Raw genomic sequence first — 14,454 nt, forward strand, 5'->3', positions numbered from 1 at the left:
CCTTCGTTGACTGGAACCAAGCTCATGAGTAGCCACGATGAACTGATCATCGAGCCCAGGACCGGCAAGCCCGCCGATGCCTGTGTCTTCATTCTTCACGGTCTGGGCGCCGATGGCCACGACTTCGAGCCGCTGGCCCCGGCGTTACAGCTTCCTGCCGATGCGAACGTACGCTTCATCCTGCCGCATGCGCCACGCCTGCCGGTGACCATCAACGGCGGCATGATGATGCCGGCCTGGTACGACATCCTGGAAATGAGCCTCGATCGGCGTGTCGACGAGGTGCAGCTGGTCGCGTCCGCCAGCCATATCCAGGCGCTGATGCAAGAGCAGATCGATCATGGCATCGATAGCCGGCGGATCATTCTGGCCGGATTCTCCCAGGGCGGTGCCGTGGCCTATCATGCAGCGCTCTCCTTCTCCCGGCCCTTGGGCGGCCTGTTGGCGCTTTCCACCTACTTTGCCACCGTGGATACCATCGCCCTGGCCGAGGCGAATCGCAGCCTGCCCATCGAGGTCCACCATGGCAGCTTCGACCCGGTCGTGCCGGAAGCCCTGGGTCGTGCCGGCTATGACAAGCTCCTGGCGCTGGGCTACCCCGCGCATTACCGCTGCTACCCCATGGCCCATGCGGTCTGCCCGCAGCAGGTCGGCGACATCGGCAAGTGGTTGAGCGAACGGCTGGCGCGCTGACGGCATTGCCCCCCTGAAAGGAACCCCTCCCATGAGGACAAGCCCCGTGGAAGGCTCGGTCCTGCGTGCTTCCCTGCGCAGTAGCCGCCCCAACTTCCTGCTGTTGGCGCCCCTGTGTGCCGGCCTGGCGGTTACCAGTGCCTGGCACGATGGTCATGCGCCGATGGGTATCGACGTCCTGCTGGTCATGGTGGGCGCACTGCTGGCCCATGCCTCGGTCAACCTGTTCAACGAGCATCACGACTTCACGAGCGGGTTGGACAGTACCACCACCCGGACCCCCTTTTCCGGCGGCAGCGGGTCGCTTCCGGAAAACCCGGCGGCCGCCTCGGCAGTGAAGCTGGCCGCGAGGCTGTGCCTGGCGAGTGGGACGTGACCACCTGGCGATTCGTCTGGGCGCGTGTCGCGCTGCGCGGCTGGCGGCCTTCCTGGTGGTGTCCGCCTTCCTGGTCGTGCCATTGGGCTGGCTCGTGGGTGCGTTGCCCGGCCTGGCCTGGCTGATGTGGCTGGCGTTGCCGGCCGCATCCAGGCTGGCGTGGGGGCTATGGCAGCTGCCGGATGTGGTGGAGGAGGGGGAGCTCCCGCCCCTGTTGCCATTGATGGGACTGAACGTCGTGGTACTGCTGGGCAGCTTGACCCTGCTCAATGCAGGGCTATGGTTGGCTACCTGAGGGCCTCTCTCGCCCAAGGTCTGTCTCGACAGCAACGGCCTGGCTGGGCAAGATGACCCGATGATATTCCGTTGCTGTCAGGACCTATTTCATGAGCATTTCTGCCTTTGCTAATCTCCCCGATGCCCAGGGCTTCTTCGGCCGTTTCGGGGGGCAGTTCATTCCGCCCGAACTCAAGCGGGTCATGGACGAGATCGACGCGGCCTACGAAGAGATCCGCGGCCGCGAAGATTTCCAGCAGGAACTCGCCGAACTGTTTGCCGACTACGTGGGCCGGCCTAGCCCAATCTTCCACGCCCGGCGGCTCTCCGAGAAGCTTGGCGGGGCGCAGATTCACCTCAAACGCGAGGACCTGAACCATACCGGTGCCCACAAGATCAATCACTGCCTGGGCGAGGCGCTGCTGGCCAGGTTCATGGGCAAGACCAAGGTGATCGCCGAGACCGGTGCCGGTCAGCACGGTGTGGCGCTGGCCACCGCCTGCGCCCTGGTGGGGATTCCCTGCGAGATTCATATGGGGCAGGTAGATATCGAGAAGGAGCACCCCAATGTCACCAAGATGAAGATCCTGGGTTGCAAGCTGGTCGCGGTGACACGTGGCACGGCGACTCTCAAGGATGCCGTCGACAGCGCCTTCGAGGAGTACCTCAAGGACCCCCAGAGCTTCATCTATGCCATCGGCTCGGTGGTGGGCCCGCACCCCTTCCCGAAGATGGTGCGCGATTTCCAGTCGATCATCGGCCGCGAAGCCCGCGAGCAGTTCCTGGAACGCCACGGACGCCTGCCGGACCATGTCACCGCCTGCGTGGGCGGTGGCTCCAATGCCATCGGTATGTTCACCGCCTTCCTGGACGATGAGCCGGTGCACCTGGTGGGAGTGGAGCCTGCAGGCGAAGGCCTCGACACCCCTCGCCACTCGGCCACTCTGACCTTGGGCAAGCCCGGCGAGATCCACGGCATGGCCTGCTACGTGCTGGAGGACGAAGCGGGCAATCCCATGCCGGTTCACTCCATCGCTTCCGGGTTGGACTATCCCGGTGTCGGCCCCCAGCACAGCTATCTCAAGGAATTGGGTCGTGTCGACTATGAAACGGCTACCGACGAGGAGTGCCTCGACGCCTTCCTGACGCTTTCCCGGGTGGAGGGCATCATTCCGGCACTCGAGAGTGCCCATGCCGTCGCCTGGGCCATGCGTGTTGCGCCGACCCTGCCCAAGGACCAGCATATCCTGATCAACCTCTCGGGCCGAGGTGACAAGGACGCCGATTACGTGGCGGGCAAGCTTGGCCTGTGACGCCGGCCACAAGGTGACCGATGGCCTGGTCGATCGCCCACGGTCGGAGAGGTTGGCCACGGGGGCTTGAGTCAGGCAGGATGAACCCCAAGGTTTCATGCTGAAACCTTTGTCATTCAGCACAAGGAGACTGTGACGATGTCCGATATTTCCGAGGATCTACGCCTGCCGGTGGCCTGCCCCAGTTGTGGCAGCCACCTGTACCGCGTGTCGCAAGTGCGCAACCCGGGGGACAAGGTATTCTGTGCTTCCTGCAAGCGTTACCTGTGCCCCTATCACGAAGCCGTCGACCTTCTGAAAGAGGGACCAGGCAGCGAGACCGAAGCCATGATAGAGAAGGTCGTCAACCGCAACGGTCAATGAGGCGCCGCGCCGCCCATGCCCCCACTCGATGACGTGTTGCTGGCAATGCCTCCGGTGTTGCTGGCTGCCTTGGTCCTGTTCGACCGCCATCTGGTGCGCGCCTGTTCGCTCTTCGTTCTCTTTGCCCTGGCCGTGGCGCTGACCTGGTGGTGGCTGGGTTTCATCTGGCTGGCGCTACTGGAAATCCTGCTGGGAGCCGCCTTGACCGGTGCCTGCCTGTTTCATGCGCTCGGCATCAGCCCTGTCGGGGGAGCCCCACAGACACGCCTGACCCATTGGAAGGACCCCGTGGTGCTGACATGGCGGCGGGGGCTTGGTCAATCGATTCCCGCCCTGGCCGCCCTGGGCATGCTCGCGACCGCACTGGCCGACATGCCGGCCAGCGACAGTATCGCGGCTACGCGATGGAGCGGCCAGGTGCTGGTCGGCCTGGGGCTATGGGCCTTCGCCCTGCATCGCCACCTGCTGCGACGCCTGTTGGCATTCAACATCATCGGCACCGGCATCTTCCTGGTGCTGATGACCCTGGTGGGCGAAGCGGCCACTGCCGCGGGGCACGGGCTGGTCATGACCGGCTTGATGGTCGCTCTGCTGGGTACCGTCCTGGGTGCGCTGTTGATACGCCGCCTCGATACGCTCGATGCCCAGCGGGTCGTGGGTTCGGAAAGTGGCGGGGGAGCGCCATGATCGAACGCCTGGGGCTGTTGGTTTTCCAGCCGGCACAGCCGGGCAGTGGCTGGGCGGTCATATTGCTGGTGGGGCTGCCGCTGCTGCTGGGGATACTGGGTGCCATCTGCCGGCCGTCACGAGGCTGGCCCGCGGTGTTCCTGGGGTTGCTGCCGTTCATGGTGGCCGTCTGGCTGCTGCAGCGGGTTCGGGAACATGGGGTACAGGCCTGGGTGCTGGAGCTTGGCTCCCTCACGTTGCACTGGCGGGCCGATGCCTTGACCCTGTTGCTGTTCATGCTTACCCAGATCGTGGCGCTGGCCAGCGCCGCCTACGCACCCGCCTATCTACGCGCTGTGGAGGATGCCTCGAAAGGCAGCCTTGTCTGGCTGTGGCCGCTTCTGGGTACGCTGGTGACCAGCCTGTCCCTCATCTGGCTGGCCGCCGACCTGTTGGCACTCTACATAGGGCTGGAATTGATGGGGCTCACGGCTGTGGGGCTGATGCTATTGCCCGGCCGCGTCGAGGCCCTGGCCGCTGGTATGCGTTACCTGCTGCTGGCACTGGTGGGTTCCCTGGCGTTCCTGATGGGCGTGACGTTGCTGCTGGGCGCCTGGGGACGGTTGGACCTGGTGGGCCTGGCGGCGGTATCCGAACCTGGGCCGGTGCTATGGGTGGCAATGGCACTGCTGAGCGGTGGCCTGCTGCTCAAGGCGGCGGCCTTTCCCCTGCATGCCTGGCTGGCGCCGGTACATGCGTCTGCCTGGACACCGGTCAGCGCCCTGCATGCGGCGCTGGTGATCAAGGCCTCGTTCTTCATTGCCCTGCAGCTGTGGCTGGTGCTGGTGCCCGACGCGGCCGTCGCCGCCCGGCTGGTGGGCGGCATGGGGGCCGCGGCGGTGATATGGGGCGGGCTGATGGCCTGGCGGGCCGCCAAGCTCAAGGATGTGGTGGCGTGGTCCACCGTGGCCCAACTCGGCTATCTGCTGCTGGGGTTTCCGCTGCTCATCGGCACCGCGTCAGTCGCCGCCGACATTGCTTGGGAGGGTACCTGGCTGCAGTTGGCCGCCCACAGCCTGGCCAAGGCCGCCATGTTCCTGGCTGCCGGCAACCTGCTGTTGGCGACCGGCGTCTCCCGGGTAGCGGATCTGGCCGGGGCCAGCCGCCGCTTCCCGCTTTCCCTGCTCAGCTTCGGCATCGCGGCGATCAGCCTGATCGGGCTGCCGCCCAGTGCCGGTTTTACCGCCAAGTGGCTGCTGCTGCATGCCGCCCTGGCAGCCGGGCAGTGGCCCTGGCTGGTCGTGCTGGCCATCGGGACCCTGCTCAGCGCCGCCTATGTCTTTCGCGTGTTCCGCTATTCGTTCATCGAGGATGCGCCGCTCCATGACTACCGCCCGGTACCCTGGGGAATGGACCTGATTGCCCTGGTGGTGGCATCGTCCTCGCTGCTGCTGGGGCTGCTGGCGGAGTGGCCGCTGGCGCTGCTGCGCCTGGCGGGCGGGGCGTCATGAGCCAGGCCTGGCTGCCGCTGGCGACGCTGGCCACCTCCCTGCTGGTGGTGCCGGCCATCTTCGCCCTGCCGGAGCGGGCCTGGCGCGCCCGTGCGGTGCTGAACCTGTCGGCGGCGCTGGTGAAGCTCGCACTGGTCGCCCTGATGGTGGTGGGGTTCTACCTGGGGCACTCGTTCGAATTCGGCTTCACCGTGGTGGACGGCGTCCGCTTCCTGCTCAAGGTGGATGCGCTGGGCCTCACCTTCGCCGGTTTGTCATCGCTTCTCTGGCTGGCCACCACCATCTATGCCATCGGCTATCTGGAAGACTCGCCCAACCGCAAGCGCTTCTTCGGATTCTTCAGCCTGTGCATTGCCAGCACCGTCGGTATCTCGCTGGCCGGCAACCTGTTCACCTTCCTGCTCTTCTATGAGTTGCTGACCCTCTCCACCTACCCTCTGGTGGTGCACCGGGGACACCCCAGGGCGCTGGCCGCCGGTTCCCTCTATCTACGCTACACCCTGACCGGGGGGCTGGTTCTCCTGCTCGGGGTGGTGGCGCTGCATGCGCTGGTGGGGGACATTGCGTTTGGCGACCGGGAGGTGCTGGCCGATCTCGGCCCCGACTACCATCCGCTGTTGTTCGGGCTTTTCCTCGTGATGCTGCTTGGCCTGGGGGTCAAGGCGGCCCTGGTGCCGCTGCATGGCTGGCTACCACGGGCCATGGTGGCGCCGGCCCCTGTCAGCGCCCTGCTGCATGCGGTGGCGGTGGTCAAGGCCGGCGCCTTCGGGATCGTGCGTCTGGTCTATGATGTCTACGGTATCGACTTGAGCTTCGAACTGGGTCTGCTCACGGTCCTGACGGTGGTGGCGACCATCACGATCCTGTACGGCTCCATCCGTGCCCTGGCCCAGGAGGAGCTCAAGCCGAGGCTGGCGTTTTCCACGGTGAGCCAGGTTTCCTATATCGTCCTCGGCATCAGCCTGTTCGGCCCCTTCGGCACCATTGCCGGGCTGGTCCACCTGATGCACCAGGGCCTGATGAAAGTGACGCTGTTCTACTGTGCCGGCAACTATGCCGAGGAGCTTGGCATCCATCGCATCGACGAGCTCGACGGCGCGGGCCGGCGCATGCCCTTGACCAGCCTGGCCTTTACCGTGGGTGCCTTGGGCATGATTGGCCTGCCACCCGTGGCAGGCTTCGTCAGCAAGTGGTACCTGGGGCTGGGTGCCGTGCAGGCCGGCATGCCTTGGGTCATTGCGGTGCTGGTGACCAGCAGCCTGCTCAACGCGGCCTATTTCCTGCCGATACTGCACCGCCTGTGGTTCCGCCCAGGGCCGGAGCATGGTCGTGGGGAGTGGCCCGAGGAGCGGCACCTGGGGCGCCTCGAAACCAGTGGCTGGCTGCTCTGGCCAACGGCCGCCACGGCCCTGTTCAGCCTGCTGGCTGGCCTGCTGGCCGGAATGCCCTTCAGTCCGCTGGATCTTGCCGCCATCATGGCCACGGGGGAGTACCTGCGATGACGGAGGCTCTCCCGATGATACTGGCCCTGCTCTGGCCGCTGCTGGTGAGCCTGCGCAATCCGCTGCGGATGCTGATGGAGCATGGTGCCCTGGGCCGCCCCGGCCATCGGCCGGAACTGCTGGACAGGGTATGGGCCTCGGCTCCCTTGCCGGCGCTTGCCCTGGCCCTGTGGCCAGGCGAGACGGCGCTGCTGATGGAGGGGTGGTTGCTGGGCGGCCAGTGGCACCTCGACGAGGCTCGCCGCCCCTGGCTGTTGTTCACCTCCCTGCTCTGGATAGCGGCCGGTGTCTATGCCCGGGGCTACCTGATTGCCGAACAGCAGGCTGCCGAAGCCGGCGATGTCGATGCCTTCCGCCGGCTTCTGGGCCTGGCGCTGCTATGGCCGTTGACGCTGACCGGCAACCTGCTGCTGATCCTGGCCGAGGACATACCCAGCTTCTACCTGGGCTTCACGGTGATGACCTTTGCCGCCTATGGCCTGGTGGTGCATGCCGGCCACCATGATGCCCACCTGGGCGGCCGTGCCTACCTGGCCATGGCCCTGTTCGGCGAAGCCCTGATTCTCGGCGGCCTGCTGTGGTCCGCCGGCACGGCGGATGCGCGCACCCTGAGCGGTCTGCGCGAAGGCATTGCCGAGGCCGAGCAGGGCATGTGGATGGCAACGCTGCTGTGGCTGGGCTTCGGCGTCAAGGCCGGGGTGGCGGGGCTGCATGTATGGCTACCGTTGGCCCACCCGGTCGCACCCACGCCGGCCAGCGCGGTGCTCAGTGGCGTAATGATCAAGGCGGGTTTGATCGGCTGGCTGAGCACCTTGCCGCTGGGTGTTCCCCACGCCGGACTCGAGCCGTTGGGCCGGGTGGTGCTGGGCATGGGCCTGGCGGGTGCCCTGGGCGCCACCTTGCTGGGTATCGTCCAGCGACACCCCAAGGCGGTGCTGGCCTATTCCAGTGTCAGCCAGATGGGCATGATCACGACGCTGGTGGGAATTGGCCTTCTGGAACCGGCCCTGTGGCCGGCTCTGTCGGTGGCCGTCGTGCTGTTCGCGGCCCACCACGGGATGACCAAGGGCGCGCTATTCCTTGGCGTCGGCATCAGCGAGCACCCGCCCCGGTTGCCCACCTGGCTGCTCTGGTCGCTGCTGTCGCTGCCTGCGCTGTCGCTGACAGGCGCGCTGGCCTCGGGCCTGGCCGCGAAGTGGAGCATGAAGAGTGTCCTCTACGACGGTGGCCATGGCCTCCTGGTGACCTGGCTGAGCCTGGCCGCGGTGGGGACCACGCTGTTGATGGCGCGAGCCCTATGGCGCCAATGGTGCGAGCGGGGACATCACACCATTCCCTGGCGAGCCCCCATGCCACTGTCCTGGCTATTCGTGGTGCTCGGTGCCGCCGGCGTGCCGCTCTGGTTACCGCTGGCCGGAATGGGGGCGACATGGCCTCCACTGGCTGAACTGCCCGGGCTGCTCTGGCCGACACTGGTGGGTCTGGTGCTGGCGTGTCTGGCCGTGGCGGGTGCCGCCACCGTTCGAGGGAAGTGGCGGGTCAAGCGACGGCTACTGCCGGGGGATCTATGGTGGCTCTATGCCGCCCTGTCCCGCCGGGGGCTGGCCATGCTGGCGAAGGGCAGCAGGAACATGGAATCACGGGCCTCGCGGCTGCGCGCCCGGCTGGTGGAAAAAGAGGAGCGTGTGGTCGCAAGGCTCGGTGACGTGACCCGTTACGAGCGCGGCTTCCGACGACTGGCCGTGCCGCTGATGATCGGTGTGGCCGTTCTGCTGCTGGTGGGGTTCTGGCTGGAGTAGGACGGGCCTGACTCCAGCCGGGTCGTCGGTGCCTCAGAGCAGTTCTTCGCCGGCCAGGGCCAGGCGCGAACGCTCCACGCTCCTCAGGGTGACATGGCTGGCATGGGCCCAGTCGCGAAAGCGCTGGACCACGGCTGCCATGCCGCAGGTGTTGGCGGTCAGGTAGGGGGTGTCGATCTGCCCGACATTGCCCAGGCAGACAATCTTGGTGTTGCGTCCCGCCCGGGTTATCAACGCCTTGAGCTGCTTGGGCGTGAAGTTCTGGGCCTCGTCGATGATCAGGAAGGTATCGTTCAGGGTCCGGCCGCGCATGAAGCCGGGGGCCCGGATCTGCACCCGCGAGCCGATCAGCGTGCGGGTGGCATCCTCGCTCCAGCTGGTGCTGCCGTCGTGCTCGTCGCGCAGCAGGTTGTCCATGTTGTCGTGGAAGGCCCCCATCCAGGGCGACATCTTTTCCTCCTCGGTGCCGGGCAGGAAGCCGATGTCCTCGCTCATCGAGATCGGCGCCCGGGTGAAGACGATACGCTCGAAACGCTTGGTATCCAGGGTCTGCTGGAAGGCGGCCGCCAGGGTCATGTAGGTCTTGCCGGTACCGGCGCTGCCGGCGATGGTCACCAGGTCGATGTCATCGTCCATCAGCAGGTTGAGGGCGAAGTTCTGGCGACTGTCGTGGGCGTGAACGCCCCAGGCGCCCGCCTTGTGGCGGTAGTTGGTGAGCAGTTGCAGCCGGGCATGGTTGGGGCCCAGCTCGCGTATGATGGCTTCGAAGGCGGCGCCGTTCTCGCTGTCGGAAACCAGCATGCCCAGATGCCAGTCACTGGGCGGACGACCCTCCAGGCGGTAGAAGGTGTGGTGGTCGACACGCTCCACCTCGACGTTGACTTCCAACTGATCCCAGGGGCCGTTGCCGCCCGATTCGGTGTCGGGGTAGATGCGCACGCCGTCGGGCATGGCGTCGCTGTCGCTGAAGGCGCGGTCGGTCAGGTAGTCCTCGACCGGCATACGCAAGGCGGCGGCCTTGACGCGCAGGTTGATGTCCTTGGTGACCAGGATCACCGAGGCATCGGGACGCTCATCACGCAGTCGGCAGGTTTCCGCCAGCAGATGGTTGTCGGGGTTGTCCTCGAGGTGCTCGAGGGGCTTCAGGTCGGGGTAGCAGAGAAAACGCAGCCGCCCCAGCGGGACGCCACCGGCACGGGGGATGGGTATGCCCTGCTGGATTTCGTCGAAGGAGACCTCGCTGGTGAGGTCGGAGAGAGTGCGGCTGACCTGGCGGGCGGTGCGGGCGATCTCTCGCAGGCCGTTCTTGTGCTTGTCGAGCTCCTCGAGCACGGTCATGGGAATGACCACCTCGTGTTCCTCGAACTGGTACAGGGCAGCGGGGTCATGTATCAGGACATTCGTATCCAGTACATAGAGCCGCTTGGCTTTCTTATCGAGTCGGACCATCGGGGCAACGCTCCTGAGTAGACGGCACCTTCGACACCGGCCCACTTGCCTTCCCGTCGTTTGACAGTCCGGCGCTTGGCATGGCCAGTGTCACCTACGATAAGGCTGGTTCCTCCTCTTCAACCGTCGTCCTGACGTTTGACCCTAGCATGGAGCCTTCGGCTCCCGGCCGCCATTCAGACGCTTCAACGCTTTGTGTCAGTTTCCTTAACTTCCGGCATGACGACGGGCGACCGCTGTCGCTGCGGGTGGTCATTTCGTGATGGCCGAGGGTCCCACGTCGGCTGATCGGTCAAGCGTTCCGGCGCAACGGGTCGAGCAGCCCGCCGAGGCTGTTATGGTCGATCTCGTGCATCAGGTACAGCAGCCGGCCGATCTCGCCGGGCGGGAAGCCCTCCCGGGCGAACCAGTTCAGATAGGGGCCGGGCAGGTCGGCAATCAGCCAGCCCTCGTACTTGCCGAACGGCATCCTGCGGGTGACCAGCGTTTCCAGATCCTCGGGGTTCACTCCTTGTCGCTCCTTTGCTATCTATAGTGTGGGGGCTTGTGCCGTGGCGACACTCTACGACGTCGGGCCGTCGCTCGCCAGCCGTCGCCGTGGCCCGTTCCGGCACCTGCTATCCTGCAAAGGAACAGACAGCAAGGAGAATTCATGACAACACTGGTCATTGGTGCCGACGGCCAGATTGGCCGCCAGCTGTATGAACTGGCGAAGCAGGCAGGCGAGCCCATGCGGGCGGCGGCTGACTGACGAGCCGGAGGGAGGCCCGTATGTTGACGGATGAAATCAGGGAATCCATCCAGCGCAGCGTGCTGTGCTGGCTCGCCACGGTGGACCGTGAAGGTTGCCCAAACGTCACGCCCAAGGAGATCTTCGCCGCCCATGGCGACGAACGCCTGGTCATCGCCAACATTGCCTCGCCCGGCAGTGCGCGCAACCTGCTCGGCAACGCGAACGTCTGCGTGAGTTTTGTCGATATCTTCGTGCAAAAGGGCTTCAAGCTGCTTGGCAAGGGGAGCGTGGTACGCAAGGACGATCCTCGCTATGGGGAACTTGCCGAGCCTCTGGAAGCGTTGACCCAGGGGTTGTATCCCATCCATAGCGTGATCGAAGTTCGCATCGGCAAGGTCGAGCCTATCCTGGCGCCCAGCTACCACCTGACGCCGGACGTTACCGAGGCGCAGCAGATCGCGAACGCCATGCTCACCTATGGCGTACAGCCGCGCTGGAATGACTGAACTCACGCCCATCCGGGCAGGCACATCGGGAATGATCCATGTCGCTGACTATTCGCCATCTCGGGCCTGACGACATCGCGCCGATGGAGGCATTGCTGACGCAGTTCGGAGAAGTCTTCAACGACGTGGAGACTTACAGCGGGAATCGCCCTGGTTCGGATTACCTGCGTCGGCTGCTGGGCAGCGATACCTTCATTGCCCTGGTGGCTTGCAAGGGCGATGAGGTAGTGGGTGGTCTGGCCGCCTATGTGCTGCACAAGTTCGAGCAGGAGCGCAGTGAGATCTATATTTATGATCTGGCCGTAGCCGGAGCGCACCGGCGGCAGGGCATCGCCACGGCATTGATCCTGCATCTGCAGGGCATCGCCGCTCAGCGTGGTGCCTACGAGGTCTTCGTGCAGGCGGATCACGGCGATGCTCCTGCCATCGAACTCTATTCCCGGCTCGGCACGCGCGAGGACGTGCTGCATTTCAATATCGCCGTACCAGTGGGGCAAGGGTCGTCCAGCCGACAACGATAAACGAGACGCTTGCCAGGGAGGGTGCCATGTTCGAGTTGGAAACAGTACGGGAGAGAGCAGCATGAAGCCAAGGATCAGCATGATCACGCTCGGCGTCCGCGATCTCGAGGCGTCGATCCGGTTTTACGAAGAAGGGTTGGGTCTGCCGCGCATGGAATCGCCGCCCGAGGTGGCCTTCTTCACTCTCAACGGCACCTGGCTGGGGCTCTACGGCCGCGAAGCATTGGCCGAGGACGCCGGCGTCTCACCCGAGGGAAGCGGCTTCACCGGCATCGCCCTGGCGCACAACCTGGCTTCGGAAGCGGAAGTCGACGAGTTGCTGGAACAGGCGGTCGCCGCCGGCGCCAAGCTGGTCAAGCCCGGCCAGAAGGTCTTCTGGGGCGGCTACTCCGGTTATTTCGCCGACCTGGATGGGTATCTCTGGGAAGTCGCCCACAACCCCTTTGCCTGGGTCGGGCCGAAGGATGAGTAGCCCCGATTCGAGTCTGCTGTAGTGTAAGCATGCTAATCTTTATCGCGGGCTTCGAGCGGATGAGCTCTAATCGTTCATTCGCTCGGGGCGCTCTCTTGTACCCGCTATGGAGATGGCATGAAGCTGTTGCGCGGTTTCCTGTGGCTACTCGGTTTTCAACTGCTCGGCCATGCCGTCGTCGAGCTGCTTGCCCTGCCGGTTTCCCATGCCATGGCGGGGCTTTTGCTGCTGTTGGCATGGCTGTTGGTCAAGCGGCGCCTGAATGAAAGCGTGGCCACCGCGAGCCAGGCGCTGATTCCCCTGCTCGCCATGCTGATCATGCCCGGCGTGGTGGGGGTGTTCTTTGTTATCGATGAGTTCGCCGGCCACTGGACGGCGGTAATGGTCGCACTGGGGGTGGGCACCTTTCTCAGCGTGCTCACCTCGCTGTGGCTGATGCTGCGTTTCATGCCCAAGGAAGCCGATGGCGGCGACGAACGGGAGCGCCTGTCTTGAACGCGCTATACGACTCGCTGCTCGATACACCCGCACTCGCCGTGGCGCTGACCCTTGCCGCCTACCTCGGCGGCGTGACCCTGTTCGAGCGCATGGGCCGGCCGAGCTGGTGTCCGGCGGTGCTGATCGGCGCCGTGTTCACGGCAGCCGGCCTGTGGCTGCTGCGCTACGACTTCGCCGACTACCAGCGCAACGTCGCCTGGCTAACCCTGCTGCTGGGCCCGGCCACCGTGGCGCTGGCGGTACCGCTCTATCAGCAGCGTCAGCACATCTTCGCCCTGTGGAAGCCGATTATCTGCAGCCTGCCGCTCGCCGCCGTGCTGGCGGCCTTCTACGCCGTGCTCATCGCCTGGCTGCTGGGCGCCCCGCCTGCGGTGCTGGCCTCGCTGGCGCCCAAGTCGGTCACCGCACCGCTGGCCATGGGTATTCAGGAGCAGATCGGCGGCTCGCTCTCGCTGATGCTGGGCGGCCTGCTGATCACCGGCGTGCTCACCACCATATCCGTCTCGCTGCTGGCGCGTCTGCTCAACATCACCGACCAGCGCATTCTCGGCTTCGCCCTGGGTGTGAACGGCCACGCCATCGGCATCGTGCGCGCCTTCGAACTCGGCCCCAAGGCCGGCGCCTTCGCCTCCCTCGGCATGAGCCTGGTCGGCGTGTTCAGCGCGCTTTTCCTGCCGCTGGCATGGCGACTGTTCGTTGGCTGAGTGGCTATAGCAGTCATCCCGACCTTGGCAAGGAGAACGCATGAGCGAAAAACAGAAGATGCTGGCCGGTGAGCTCTACGATCCGCGGGACGCCCAGCTCCTGAGCGAGCGTCACCGCGCCCGTCTGTTGACCAAGGCCTTCAACGACACCAGCGACGCACAGGGAAAGGAGCGCAAGCGGCTGTTGAGTGAGCTGTTCGGCGCCATGGGCAAGGGCAGCTTCATCGAGCCGCCTTTCCACTGCGACTACGGCGGCAGCATCACCCTGGGCGAGAAGGTCTTCTTCAATTTCAACTGCGTGATCCTCGACGTGGCGGAAGTCACCATCGGCAACCACACCATGTTCGGCCCGGGTGTGCAGATCTATACCGCCACCCACCCGCTCGATGCCGATGAGCGCCGCAGCGGCCTGGAAGCCGCCAAGCCGATCACCATTGGCGACGACGTGTGGATCGGCGGCGGCGCGATTCTGTGCCCCGGCGTCACCATCGGCTCCCGCACGGTCATCGGTGCCGGCAGCGTGGTGACCAAGGACATCCCCGAGGATGTATTCGCCGCCGGCAATCCCTGTCGGGTGATACGCCCGCTCAAGGAAGAAACCCCTGGCTGAGGAGCGAGACATGATCACCGACATCAACCACCTGACACTTGCAGTTAGCGATATCGAACGCTCCTTCGATTTCTACACGCGGGTGGTGGAGCTCAAGCCGGTGGTGAAATGGGCTCGGGGCGCCTATCTTCAGGCTGGTGATGACTGGATCTGCCTGTCGCTCGACGACGAGACGCGCACCGGCCCGCTGCCTGAATATACTCACGTCGCTTTCAGCGTTGGCAGAGAGGCCTTCGCCCGCTGTACCGATGCCATGCGCGAGCAGGGCGTGGCGATCTGGAAGGAGAACCGCAGCGAAGGCGACTCCCTCTACTTTCTCGACCCGGACGGCCACAAGCTCGAGATTCACTCCGGTGACCTGCAAAGCCGACTGGCGGCACTGCGAGAAAACCCCTATGAAAGGTTGGAGTGGTTCGTATAGCGGGCCCCTAGGCGTGAGTAAGTACTGACTGGGCGGGTTTC

The 14,454-nt window shown here is 65.1% G+C and carries 18 protein-coding genes and 1 pseudogene; 17 read left to right on the forward strand and 2 right to left on the reverse strand.

Annotated features, from left to right (window positions below; all coding sequences use genetic code 11):
- Positions 1 to 24: 24 nt before the first annotated feature.
- From C1H69_RS00985 to C1H69_RS01020, 9 genes are all read left to right on the forward strand, one after another.
- Positions 25 to 693 (forward strand): alpha/beta hydrolase, encoded by a 669-nt coding sequence (locus C1H69_RS00985; RefSeq protein WP_102651557.1) that lies wholly within the window; start codon positions 25 to 27, stop codon positions 691 to 693.
- 31 nt (positions 694 to 724) lie between these two features.
- Positions 725 to 1,069 carry a UbiA prenyltransferase family protein gene (locus C1H69_RS24025; protein WP_240609759.1) on the forward strand — a complete coding sequence of 115 codons (345 nt, stop codon included), beginning with the start codon at positions 725 to 727 and terminating at the stop codon, positions 1,067 to 1,069.
- Positions 1,059 to 1,364 carry a UbiA prenyltransferase family protein gene (locus C1H69_RS24030; RefSeq protein ID WP_240609760.1) on the forward strand — a complete coding sequence of 102 codons (306 nt, stop codon included), beginning with the start codon at positions 1,059 to 1,061 and terminating at the stop codon, positions 1,362 to 1,364. The genes C1H69_RS24025 and C1H69_RS24030 overlap by 11 nt, the downstream gene beginning before the upstream one ends.
- Positions 1,365 to 1,455: 91 nt before the next feature.
- Positions 1,456 to 2,658 carry a tryptophan synthase subunit beta gene (gene trpB / locus C1H69_RS00995; protein ID WP_102651558.1) on the forward strand — a complete coding sequence of 401 codons (1,203 nt, stop codon included), beginning with the start codon at positions 1,456 to 1,458 and terminating at the stop codon, positions 2,656 to 2,658.
- A 138-nt stretch (positions 2,659 to 2,796) separates the two neighbouring features.
- On the forward strand, positions 2,797 to 3,021 hold the full coding sequence (locus C1H69_RS01000) for a hypothetical protein (RefSeq protein WP_102651559.1): 225 nt from the start codon (positions 2,797 to 2,799) through the stop codon (positions 3,019 to 3,021).
- 15 nt (positions 3,022 to 3,036) lie between these two features.
- A complete protein-coding gene (locus C1H69_RS23765; RefSeq protein ID WP_205738374.1) occupies positions 3,037 to 3,708 on the forward strand; it encodes an NADH-quinone oxidoreductase subunit K in 672 nt (223 codons plus the stop codon).
- Entirely contained in the window at positions 3,705 to 5,198 is a 1,494-nt protein-coding gene (locus tag C1H69_RS01010) for a complex I subunit 5 family protein (RefSeq protein ID WP_102651560.1), read from the forward strand. The genes C1H69_RS23765 and C1H69_RS01010 overlap by 4 nt, the downstream gene beginning before the upstream one ends.
- Positions 5,195 to 6,700, forward strand: a complete 1,506-nt coding sequence (locus C1H69_RS01015; RefSeq protein WP_102651561.1) for a proton-conducting transporter transmembrane domain-containing protein — start codon at positions 5,195 to 5,197, stop codon at positions 6,698 to 6,700. Before C1H69_RS01010 ends, C1H69_RS01015 begins: the two co-directional genes overlap by 4 nt.
- Positions 6,697 to 8,499, forward strand: a complete 1,803-nt coding sequence (locus C1H69_RS01020; RefSeq protein ID WP_102651562.1) for a proton-conducting transporter transmembrane domain-containing protein — start codon at positions 6,697 to 6,699, stop codon at positions 8,497 to 8,499. The genes C1H69_RS01015 and C1H69_RS01020 overlap by 4 nt, the downstream gene beginning before the upstream one ends.
- 33 nt (positions 8,500 to 8,532) lie before the next feature.
- Here C1H69_RS01020 and C1H69_RS01025 read toward each other — a convergent pair whose 3' ends face one another.
- The gene (locus tag C1H69_RS01025) at positions 8,533 to 9,948 is read right to left on the reverse strand and encodes a PhoH family protein (protein ID WP_102651563.1); all 1,416 of its coding nucleotides are present in this window, start codon (positions 9,946 to 9,948) and stop codon (positions 8,533 to 8,535) included.
- Positions 9,949 to 10,240: 292 nt separating this feature from the next.
- Positions 10,241 to 10,456 carry a DUF3820 family protein gene (locus C1H69_RS01030; RefSeq protein ID WP_102651564.1) on the reverse strand — a complete coding sequence of 72 codons (216 nt, stop codon included), beginning with the start codon at positions 10,454 to 10,456 and terminating at the stop codon, positions 10,241 to 10,243.
- Positions 10,457 to 10,600: 144 nt separating this feature from the next.
- Here C1H69_RS01030 and C1H69_RS01035 point away from each other — a divergent pair.
- The 8 genes and pseudogenes from C1H69_RS01035 to C1H69_RS01070 all read left to right on the forward strand — a co-directional run.
- Positions 10,601 to 10,687, forward strand: a pseudogene (locus tag C1H69_RS01035) (SDR family NAD(P)-dependent oxidoreductase); the annotation flags it as partial.
- A 32-nt stretch (positions 10,688 to 10,719) separates the two neighbouring features.
- The gene (locus C1H69_RS01040) at positions 10,720 to 11,187 is read left to right on the forward strand and encodes a pyridoxamine 5'-phosphate oxidase family protein (RefSeq protein ID WP_102651565.1); all 468 of its coding nucleotides are present in this window, start codon (positions 10,720 to 10,722) and stop codon (positions 11,185 to 11,187) included.
- A 38-nt stretch (positions 11,188 to 11,225) separates the two neighbouring features.
- Positions 11,226 to 11,708, forward strand: a complete 483-nt coding sequence (locus tag C1H69_RS01045; protein ID WP_102651566.1) for an AAC(3)-I family aminoglycoside N-acetyltransferase — start codon at positions 11,226 to 11,228, stop codon at positions 11,706 to 11,708.
- A gap of 61 nt (positions 11,709 to 11,769) precedes the next feature.
- A complete protein-coding gene (locus C1H69_RS01050) occupies positions 11,770 to 12,180 on the forward strand; it encodes a VOC family protein (RefSeq protein ID WP_102651567.1) in 411 nt (136 codons plus the stop codon).
- 117 nt (positions 12,181 to 12,297) lie between these two features.
- Complete coding sequence (locus C1H69_RS01055) at positions 12,298 to 12,675, forward strand: CidA/LrgA family protein (RefSeq protein ID WP_102651568.1); 378 nt, start codon at positions 12,298 to 12,300, stop codon at positions 12,673 to 12,675.
- Complete coding sequence (locus C1H69_RS01060; protein ID WP_102651569.1) at positions 12,672 to 13,382, forward strand: LrgB family protein; 711 nt, start codon at positions 12,672 to 12,674, stop codon at positions 13,380 to 13,382. Before C1H69_RS01055 ends, C1H69_RS01060 begins: the two co-directional genes overlap by 4 nt.
- A 40-nt stretch (positions 13,383 to 13,422) precedes the next feature.
- Positions 13,423 to 13,992: a sugar O-acetyltransferase gene (locus C1H69_RS01065; protein ID WP_102651570.1), complete on the forward strand. Its 570-nt coding sequence runs from the start codon at positions 13,423 to 13,425 to the stop codon at positions 13,990 to 13,992.
- Between the two features lie 10 nt (positions 13,993 to 14,002).
- The gene (locus tag C1H69_RS01070) at positions 14,003 to 14,413 is read left to right on the forward strand and encodes a fosfomycin resistance glutathione transferase (RefSeq protein WP_102651571.1); all 411 of its coding nucleotides are present in this window, start codon (positions 14,003 to 14,005) and stop codon (positions 14,411 to 14,413) included.
- Positions 14,414 to 14,454 lie beyond the last annotated feature (41 nt).

Source organism: Billgrantia endophytica (genome assembly GCF_002879615.1).
GTDB classification, from domain to species: Bacteria; Pseudomonadota; Gammaproteobacteria; order Pseudomonadales; family Halomonadaceae; genus Halomonas; species Halomonas endophytica.

Excerpts from the sequence above, each read along its gene's own strand:
- C1H69_RS01055 (WP_102651568.1), top strand. The coding sequence starts at position 12,298 with ATGAAGCTGTTGCGCGGTTTCCTGTGGCTACTCGGTTTTCAACTGCTC.
- C1H69_RS01065 (WP_102651570.1), top strand. The coding sequence starts at position 13,423 with ATGAGCGAAAAACAGAAGATGCTGGCCGGTGAGCTCTACGATCCGCGG.
- C1H69_RS01070 (WP_102651571.1), top strand. The coding sequence starts at position 14,003 with ATGATCACCGACATCAACCACCTGACACTTGCAGTTAGCGATATCGAA.
- C1H69_RS01025 (WP_102651563.1), bottom strand. The coding sequence starts at position 9,948 with ATGGTCCGACTCGATAAGAAAGCCAAGCGGCTCTATGTACTGGATACG.
- C1H69_RS01040 (WP_102651565.1), top strand. The coding sequence starts at position 10,720 with ATGTTGACGGATGAAATCAGGGAATCCATCCAGCGCAGCGTGCTGTGC.
- C1H69_RS01045 (WP_102651566.1), top strand. The coding sequence starts at position 11,226 with ATGTCGCTGACTATTCGCCATCTCGGGCCTGACGACATCGCGCCGATG.
- C1H69_RS00985 (WP_102651557.1), top strand. The coding sequence starts at position 25 with ATGAGTAGCCACGATGAACTGATCATCGAGCCCAGGACCGGCAAGCCC.
- C1H69_RS01010 (WP_102651560.1), top strand. The coding sequence starts at position 3,705 with ATGATCGAACGCCTGGGGCTGTTGGTTTTCCAGCCGGCACAGCCGGGC.
- C1H69_RS24025 (WP_240609759.1), top strand. The coding sequence starts at position 725 with ATGAGGACAAGCCCCGTGGAAGGCTCGGTCCTGCGTGCTTCCCTGCGC.
- C1H69_RS23765 (WP_205738374.1), top strand. The coding sequence starts at position 3,037 with ATGCCCCCACTCGATGACGTGTTGCTGGCAATGCCTCCGGTGTTGCTG.
- trpB (WP_102651558.1), top strand. The coding sequence starts at position 1,456 with ATGAGCATTTCTGCCTTTGCTAATCTCCCCGATGCCCAGGGCTTCTTC.
- C1H69_RS01050 (WP_102651567.1), top strand. The coding sequence starts at position 11,770 with ATGAAGCCAAGGATCAGCATGATCACGCTCGGCGTCCGCGATCTCGAG.
- C1H69_RS01020 (WP_102651562.1), top strand. The coding sequence starts at position 6,697 with ATGACGGAGGCTCTCCCGATGATACTGGCCCTGCTCTGGCCGCTGCTG.
- C1H69_RS01000 (WP_102651559.1), top strand. The coding sequence starts at position 2,797 with ATGTCCGATATTTCCGAGGATCTACGCCTGCCGGTGGCCTGCCCCAGT.
- C1H69_RS01015 (WP_102651561.1), top strand. The coding sequence starts at position 5,195 with ATGAGCCAGGCCTGGCTGCCGCTGGCGACGCTGGCCACCTCCCTGCTG.